This window comes from Pseudomonas sp. UMAB-40, assembly GCF_900095275.1.
Taxonomy (GTDB): domain Bacteria; phylum Pseudomonadota; class Gammaproteobacteria; order Pseudomonadales; family Pseudomonadaceae; genus Aquipseudomonas; species Aquipseudomonas mandelii_B.
Genome location: NZ_LT607592.1, coordinates 1 through 8326, shown reverse-complemented (window position 1 = coordinate 8326; position 8326 = coordinate 1). Strand labels below are relative to the sequence as shown.

4 protein-coding genes and 1 pseudogene are annotated in these 8326 nt (G+C 54.6%); 3 read left to right on the top strand and 2 right to left on the bottom strand.

The window, feature by feature from the left end; genetic code table 11:
* The 3 genes from K0F88_RS31700 to K0F88_RS31690 all read left to right on the top strand — a co-directional run.
* A partial coding sequence (locus tag K0F88_RS31700) for a DUF4123 domain-containing protein (protein WP_219097837.1) occupies positions 1-720 on the top strand: 720 nt, incomplete at its 5' end.
* Entirely contained in the window at positions 717-5531 is a 4815-nt protein-coding gene (locus tag K0F88_RS31695; protein WP_257605422.1) for an RHS repeat protein, read from the top strand. The genes K0F88_RS31700 and K0F88_RS31695, both read left to right, overlap by 4 nt.
* The gene (locus K0F88_RS31690; RefSeq protein WP_219097836.1) at positions 5528-5953 is read left to right on the top strand and encodes a hypothetical protein; all 426 of its coding nucleotides are present in this window, start codon (positions 5528-5530) and stop codon (positions 5951-5953) included. Before K0F88_RS31695 ends, K0F88_RS31690 begins: the two co-directional genes overlap by 4 nt.
* Before the next feature lie 786 nt (positions 5954-6739).
* On the opposite strand, the gene K0F88_RS31685 is transcribed toward K0F88_RS31690, so the two are convergent.
* Together K0F88_RS31685 and K0F88_RS32850 are read right to left on the bottom strand one after the other, a co-directional pair.
* Complete coding sequence (locus K0F88_RS31685; protein ID WP_219097835.1) at positions 6740-8113, bottom strand: transposase; 1374 nt, start codon at positions 8111-8113, stop codon at positions 6740-6742.
* Positions 8114-8248: 135 nt separating this feature from the next.
* A pseudogene (locus tag K0F88_RS32850) lies at positions 8249-8326 on the bottom strand (glutamine amidotransferase); the annotation flags it as partial.

Below are 8326 nucleotides of genomic sequence, written 5' to 3'. Positions count from 1 at the left end.
CCGCAGGCGTGGTTGGCTGAGCGGCCGTTGCAGGCGGGTGAGCGGCTTTATCTGGTCGTCAGCGCCGCCAGTGATGCCGAAGCGCTCAAAGCCTTCTACCAGCAAGACATGGCACCAGAGCTGATCCCAATCTGGAGCGGTACGCCATACGCCGATTGGCAGCCTGTCATGCCCTACCTCGCCGAATTGAAACCCAACGCCGGTTTTCTTCAGTGGATTGCCGAAACCGACGCTCAGGACTGGGGTTGGCTGGCGGTATCCACTAGCCCCCCGGACGTGGTGTTCGAACACCTTCGCAGTTTGACTCAGGTGTTCATGCCTGACGGAACCGAGGTGTTTTTACGGTTTTGGGATGGGCGACACATTTTTCCGATTCTTGAAGGACTCGGTGCCGGGACTGGTGAGGTTTTGCCAGTGTTCGACCGCTACCTGATCAATGGCCAGACACTGGACGTGGGAGCGAGGGGCGTGCCACCGGCCAAGGCTTGGCCATGGTGGGCGGTGCCGCAGAAGTTAGTCGACACACTGGCAGAGAAAGACCACACCACCGTCGTCGACAACTTGATGCAGTGGCTGGGAGAGGATTGCCCGGAACTGTTCTTCGCCTTCCCCGAAAGTAATCTGCGCCACAAAGTCGAGCGCTTCGTGCGCCAACAATCCAATACAGAAGATATGGCAGAGCGTCTGGCTGCTGAGCTGACAAAGGAAGTCACGTCATGATTGATCCCATCGGTAATTTGGTTATTCGAGTCCTCGACGCCAAGACCCCTGACGTGAGTGTCATTCTCAAGGACTTCAACAATTGCCTGACTGAATACAAGACCTGGGCCGACGGTTTCTGGACTGGCTGGGCAATGGATGTCGATCAGAAGTTCAAGGTGGGTAACGAAGTCAGCGTCACGGAGCGCAAGACCAAGACAGGGCCGGTTGAAACCTTTGCCACCTGTCCGCTGATGGGTGATTTCACCCTGATCCATATGTTTGAGAGCGCACGGTACGTGCCGATCGGCAATACACCGGTCAAGCTCGAGCCCGTCAAAAAAGCGATGTTCGGCGGATACGATGTTGTCGGCCCGGTGATTCCTGCGACTATCGGCCCGAGCGGCATTGAAGTCATCAAAGGCTGTAAACCGGGTCAGATGTACCGAATCACTTTTTTCCCTAACGTTTCTGACAGCAACGTCAAGGCGCTGTACGACTCATACCAGGGTGTCATCGGCAACCTTGACGGGTGGTTGAAAAGCGAATGGTCGAGTAAGTTCCAGCCGCAGTGGGCGAGCTACTCAGCGACAGACCGGGCGGGTCGCTCACTCATACTGATGCAATCTGCACTTGATAGTCTTGAGAAAGCGCTTCTAGGTGTCTGGGATGACATCAAGAGCCTGTTCGAGCTCTTAGCCGACCCTCTGAAAAACGTGAAAAAACTTCTTCAGTACCTGAGTGAGGAAGAAGTCAAAAAACTCTACTCAGCGTCGAAAGAAGCCATTGCCACCGGACTGCTGATTCTCAGCGACGAACCGCTGATGTTCATCTACCTCTCCGCCATTATCGCGTGGGTTGGCATGCTGCCGCCGCAAGTTTGCGTGGAAGTGATTACGGCCATCGGCGCATCCTTTCTGATCAACGTGGTGCTGGGGATCTGTCTATCTGGCGGCCTAGGGCTGGCAATTCGTGTTGGCACAAAAACCTTGGCTAAGGTCAAATCTGGCACAGCGGTAAAAATGCTAGAGGAGCTCGCGGAAACACTCTTGGCCGCGAGTAAGGGGCACGCCTTGAAGGCTCACGGCGAAACCGTGAAACCACTGTTGGCCAGTGCGCGAGGCGTACCGATGGATGTCGCGAAAAAGGCCGCGTTGAAAATCGAACAAGCCACCGCAGCCACTGCCAAAGGTCCGGTGCCGATCACCAGCGACACGCCTTCCTTGCTGGAAAAAAACGCCTCCGCATTTGCTCGAAAAAAAGCAGAAAAACAATTCGTACTGGAGCCGAAGGAAAAGGTCAGTGATGCTCCGGCCCAGTCAAAAACACTCGACGAAAAAAGCTCAACCTGCGCCAAGAAAACCTGTACTAACAATTGCCCGGTTTCCATGGTTACCGGTGAAGAGCTACTGACGCTGACTGATGGTCAGCTTGATGGGCTGCTACCTTTCGAGTGGACTCGCCTTTACCGCACCAGCGCTGCGGAAATTGATTGCGGCCTCGGCTACGGTTGGAGCCACGCACTTGCCCAGCGGGTGGACGTCAAAGATGAAGAGGTGGTCTGGACCGACCACGAAAACCGTATCACCACGTTCCCGTTACCGAGTGTGCAACGTCCAGCGATCACCAACAGTCTGTCGGAAGCAGCGATTTTCCTTGGTGATGATCCCTCTGAACTGATCCTCACCCAGGCCGGAGAACGTGCCCAATTCTACCACTTTCGCTACAACAGCAAGGGCGCCACGCTGATCGCCATCAGCGACAACTACGGCAATCGGCTGCACATTACCCGTGATATTCACGGGCGAATCAAGCGCGTCGATAACGGTGCCGGTCGTGCCCTTCTCGTGCGATACGACCGCAAGCACATCGTCGCCATCGACTACCAGCAGTTCATCCCGGCTGACAATCTGGAAGACGCCTGGAGCACCATCCAGACCCTGGTCACCTACAGTTACGACGCCCAACACCGCCTGATCGAAGCCAAAAACGCCGCCGGCGAAGCCGAGCGTTATGCCTACAACGACCAGAACGTCATTCTTGAGCGGCAACTCGCCGGTGGCGCCAGTTTCTACTGGGAATGGGAAAAAGAAGGTAAATCGGCGCGATGCATCCATCACTGGGCAAGCTTCTCGCAAATGGACGCGCATTACGCCTGGGATGACAAAGGCAGCGTCACAGTTACCAATGCTGACGGCAGCGAAGAGGTCTACACCCACGACGATAAGGCGCGACTGGTCGCCAAGGTTGATCCGGACGGTGCGGAGCACCTCAAGGCCTACGACGACAAAGGCCGCCTGATCGCCGAGAAAGATCCACTCGGCGCTGTCACCGAATACCAATACAACGAAGCAGGCCGACTGATCGCGGTTATTCCACCCGAAGACACCCCGACCTCTTATGAGTATTACCACGGCTACGTCCGTGTGGTGAATCGTGGCCCGGCGAAGTGGATATATTGGCGCAACGACCAAGGCGATATCACCGAACAAATCGACCCGGATGGTAATTCAACCCACTACAACTATGACCGCCAGGGCCGTCTTCTAGAAATCCGTCATCCGGATGGCAGCCGTCATCAACTGGGATGGAACAATCTCGGCCAACTGCTCGAAGAACAGTTGCCCGATGGTGGCCAGCGCAAGTACCGCTACGACGCGTTGGGCCGACAGATCACCCGTCAAGACGAAAGCGGCGCAATCACCCAATACCAATGGGATGCTGCCAACCGGCTCGCGCAAATCACCCTGCCCGGTGGCGCTACGCGCGCGTTCACTTACAACCCATACGGCCGCGTCACCGCCGAACGCGATGAACTGGGCCGAGTCACCCGCTACGAATATGCCGATAACCTGCACTTGGTCAGCCGCCGCATCAACCCGGATGGCAGCCAACTGCGCTATCGCTACGACAACGCACGTCTGCTGCTCAGCGAGATCGAAAACGAACGTGGCGAGCAGTATCACCTCGACTACTACCCGAACGGCCTCATCCAGCAGGAAACCGGCTTCGACGGTCGTCGCACGGCTTATGAATACGACCTCAATGGTCAGTTGCTGAAGAAAACCGAGTTCGGCGACGACGGTAGCGAACTGATTACCGAGTACCAGCGCGATGCCGCTGGCCGCCTGCTGGTGAAAACCCTGGCCGATGGCGAGGAAATTCACTACAGCTACGACGCCCTCGGGCGCCTGGTGAACGTCGATGACGGAAACTGGCCGCTGGCCTACGAATACGACCTGCAAGACCGCCTGATCACCGAGCACCAAGGTTGGGGAACCCTGCGTTACGAGTACGACACCGTAGGCCAACTGAAACACTGCCGCCTCCCAGACGGCAGCAAGCTTGATTATCGCCACCAACGAGGCGGTCAACTGAGCAGCATCGACCTCAACGGTTCGCGCCTGACCACCCACCAGTTCAGCGCAGGTCGCGAACAGCAGCGTCAACAAGGTCTGTTGCTCAGCCAATACCAATACGACGAACAAGGCCGCCTGCAAGCCCACAGTGTTAGCCAACAGGATCGCAACCTGTTCCAGCGTCGCTACGCTTACGATGCCAACGGTAACCTATCCGGCATTGATGACAGCCGTAAAGGCAGTCGCAGCTACCGCTACGACCCGCTCGACCGACTGATCAACGTACGCGGCACGACACCGGAAAGTTTTGCCCACGACCCAGCAGGCAACCTGCTCGGCCAAGGCGACCAGACGACCTCGAACCTTGCCAACGTCAAAGGCAACCGCCTGCTGATGCAGGGCGATCGCCATTACGACTACGACGCCTATGGCAATTTGAGCCGTGAGCGCCGCGGAACCGGGCAAAAGCTCGTCACCGAATACCGCTACGACTGCCAACACCGCCTCATCGGTGTCAGCCTCCCCAGCGGCAGCATCGCAAGCTACAAGTACGACGCCTTCGGCCGCCGTATCGCCAAAACCGTCGACGGTCAAACCACAGAGTTCCTGTGGCAAGGCGAACGCCTCATCGCCGAAAGCGCCGACAACCGTTATCGCAGCTACATCTACGAGCCGGGTAGCTTCAGACCTTTGGCGATGCTCGACGGTGAAGGCCCACTCAAAGCCGAGCCGTTCTACTACCAACTCGACCACCTCGGCACCCCACAGGAACTCACCGACTACAGCGGCGAAATCATGTGGTCGGCGAAATACCGCGCCTATGGCAACCTCGTCACGCTCGACGTTGCAGAAATCGACAACCCACTGCGCTTTCAGGGACAGTACTTCGATGCGGAAACGGGCTTACATTACAACCGGCATCGCTACTACAATCCGGGGACTGGACGGTATCTGACGCCGGATCCGATCAAGCTTGCAGGCGGGCTGAACAATTACCAGTACGTGCCTAACCCTACAGGATGGGTGGATCCATTAGGGTTGAGCTGCGAACCGTGCGACGGTCCTGATGAGAAACAATCAAACCAATCTCGCGAAACGGACTACGAGAATCTTCCTCGTCTCCCAAGCACTCCAGAGGAAGGATATCTGTATCGCGGTGTTCATAAGGGCCATCCTGCCGAAAATGACGCATTTTCCGGAAAGGTAACTCCCGGAAAAATTGATGGCGTAGTAAATCCTGACGATCACAATTATGGAGGACACTCGGGAGACAGTCCCTATACTTCATGGACAAGATCACCTGATATCGCCAGGCAATTTGCGAAAGAGGATGGACTTATTCTGAGAGTTAAAATTGGCGCCCCCAAAGAAAGAGATAAGTGGTCATGGCAGTATTCGGAAGATCGTTGGGGGGAGCAAGAAGTTCTCTTGAAAGGACCCCGCAGCGGGGATATCGAGGTGTTTAAACCATGAATATATTAGATTTGTTACAGCAGAATTTTCATCTGGCAGACGGCGGGATAAAATCGGCCCAACTATTAAAAAAATCAACTGAAGAAAGTTTCATTTTTAAGAACGATTACATTATAAAAAAAACTAGCGATACGTATAAAAAAGAACTCACCATTCAAAAAGAAATTGCAAACACAACTTCATCGGTAATGCCAGGATTTGAAGAGCTTACAAATGCGCTTTCAAGTATGGCGCCTGACGCAATACTATCAATGCGTTTCATTGACAGTACCAGTTGGGACGGTCGCATTTTTTATGATGAAAAAAATACATTTATTGGCGCAATAATTGGAAAAAAGAAAAATAAAAATTGGGAGACGCCCCCGAACTGGGACGGTTCAGAGGAAATGTTACGAACCTACAACGCCCAAAAAAACAACTAAAAACCCTAATGAAACGGGATACCCATTAACCGGTCTCCAGTCAAGGCTAAAGGGTTTCTTCTTTCGTTTAAAGGCATGTCGAATTTGGATAGAGCAAAAGAAGGCGGCGCATAATTACATAATGAAGGATGCGGTTCCTCAACAGCTTCAGTTGCACTACTTAAGACAAAATGGAAAGGGACCGCTTTTTGAGCTAAGTCGTAAACTCACCTTCCGACCTTAAATGGCAAGGGTAGAGAAACAGTACACTCCTACGGACATAGACCACTACAAACTGTGTCTCGATAGAAACGAGACGCTTGAAAAGCGCTCCATGGCGTCGCAGCAATAACTCGTAGCTGTGTAAACGCCTTTGATGGTCTGCTTCTGGTCCAGAGTGTGTAAAAACGCTTCGCCAAAATTGAAGTGTGCGCATCTACGTTAAATCTGAAATTTATCGGCACGTCAGCAGATGTGGATTTCGCATAGAAGCGCGATTTTCAGTCCGGTTTTGAGTAACTGTCGCGCTCAAAAACGTTTTTTCACACCCTCGGCCGATTCGAGCCCGCCAGAACGGGCAGATTTCGGCTATTTTCTGCCCATCGCGAGAGGCCAGAAGCTGCCTCTCACCAAGGGCAGCCATCTGCCGATTCTGTTGAAAAAGTCGGATTTTCGGCTCGCCTGAACTCAGGCACGACCACCACTGGAGAACCTACTCACCACATTGAGTGGTTTTTCGGCCCTTCGGTGACCTTTCCTGCACTGTTATTGGGTTAATTTGAGGTTTTTTGCTTGGTGCAGGCGCACCTATCCCATGACGGGTGGCCCTTGAGATGAAAATTTGGCCAGCCGTCGCAGGTTCTGCACCGCGGCGGCCAGCGTGAATTCATCCGCCGCGCCACTCATGCCACGTAGCCGCAGGCGATCCAATTTCAGGATGCGCTTGAGGTGGGCAAACAACATTTCGACCTTTTTACGTTCATGGCGAGAGCGCTGATATGCCGGCGTTGCTGCAATGCGCCGAGCCACATCGCGAGCGGCTTCATGGACGCTGCGAGCGATCTTTCGGAACGCAGTGTTCGGGCAGCACTTGGCTTTCATCGGACACGTAGCGCAGTCGGTCTGCCGGGATCGGAAGATGATGGTGTTGGCTTTGGTGACGTGTGAGCGCTCATTCTTGAAGGCTCGCCATTCGCTGCGCAATGGGTTGCCGGCCGGGCAGCGGTATTCCTCAGCCTCTTCATTCCAGTGGAAATCGTTGCTCGAAAAACTGTCGTTCTTGCGCTCGGTTTTGTCCCACACCGGCACATGCGGCTCGATGTCTTTTTCCTTCACCATCCAGGCCAGCATCGGCGCTGTACCGTAAGCGGTATCGCCAATGAGGCGCTCCGGCTTGATGTCGAACTGCGCTTCGACCCGTTCGATCATGGTCTTGGTGCTCTCGACTTCTGCGGTTCGATGAGCCGGTGTGGGTTCCACATCCATGATCACGCCGTGCTCGGTATCGATCAGAGAATTCGTGGAGTAAGCGTAGAACGCTGGGCCACCTGAAGCGGCGGTCCAGCGAGCCTGAGGATCCGTCAGCGACAGGCGTTTCGGTAGCGTTTCGGCCAGAGCCTCTTCATCTAGTCCCTCAAGGTACTCACGCACGGCGCGGGTGCTCAGGGATGGATCGCTCCAGTTGACCGGTTCATCTCCCGGTACGCCGCGCTGCCGACTCGCATCCGCCTTGATGATGCTGGCGTCCACGGCAAAGCCTTCACCTTTGACCAAGCCTGCGTCCATGCAACGACGCAGCACTTCATTGAACAACCAGCGAAACAGATCACTGTCCCGAAAACGGCCGTGTCGATTTTTGGAAAAGGTCGAGTGGTTGGGGATTTCGTCTTCAAGGCTCAACCGGCAGAACCAGCGATACGCCAGGTTCAAATGGGCCTCTTCGCACAACCGCCGTTCTGAGCGAATGCCGTAGCAATAGCCGACGATCAGCATGCGGATCATCAGTTCGGGATCAATCGACGGACGCCCAATCGGGCTATAGAAATCGGCGAGGTAATGGCGCAGGTCGCTCAGATCGAGACATTGATCAATGCTGCGCAGAAGGTGATTGGCTGGAATGTGATCTTCAAGGTTGAACGAGTAAAACAGCCGCTCCTGCCCACTCGATAACTGTCCCATCATGCTGTGTGATCCCCCGCCGGCCATTGCAGCAATTTTGCCGTAGGCCAGACATGGGAGCTACTTTTTCAACAGAATCTGCCATGAGCGGCCACTCGAATACATCACCTTGATCAGCTGTTTTGTTGGTCGAAGCGGTCACCGATGTTCCGCTGCCAACATTGAACTGAACTGAGAAATGATCTCTGAAGATAGCCCGGCACCTTCGAACACTGC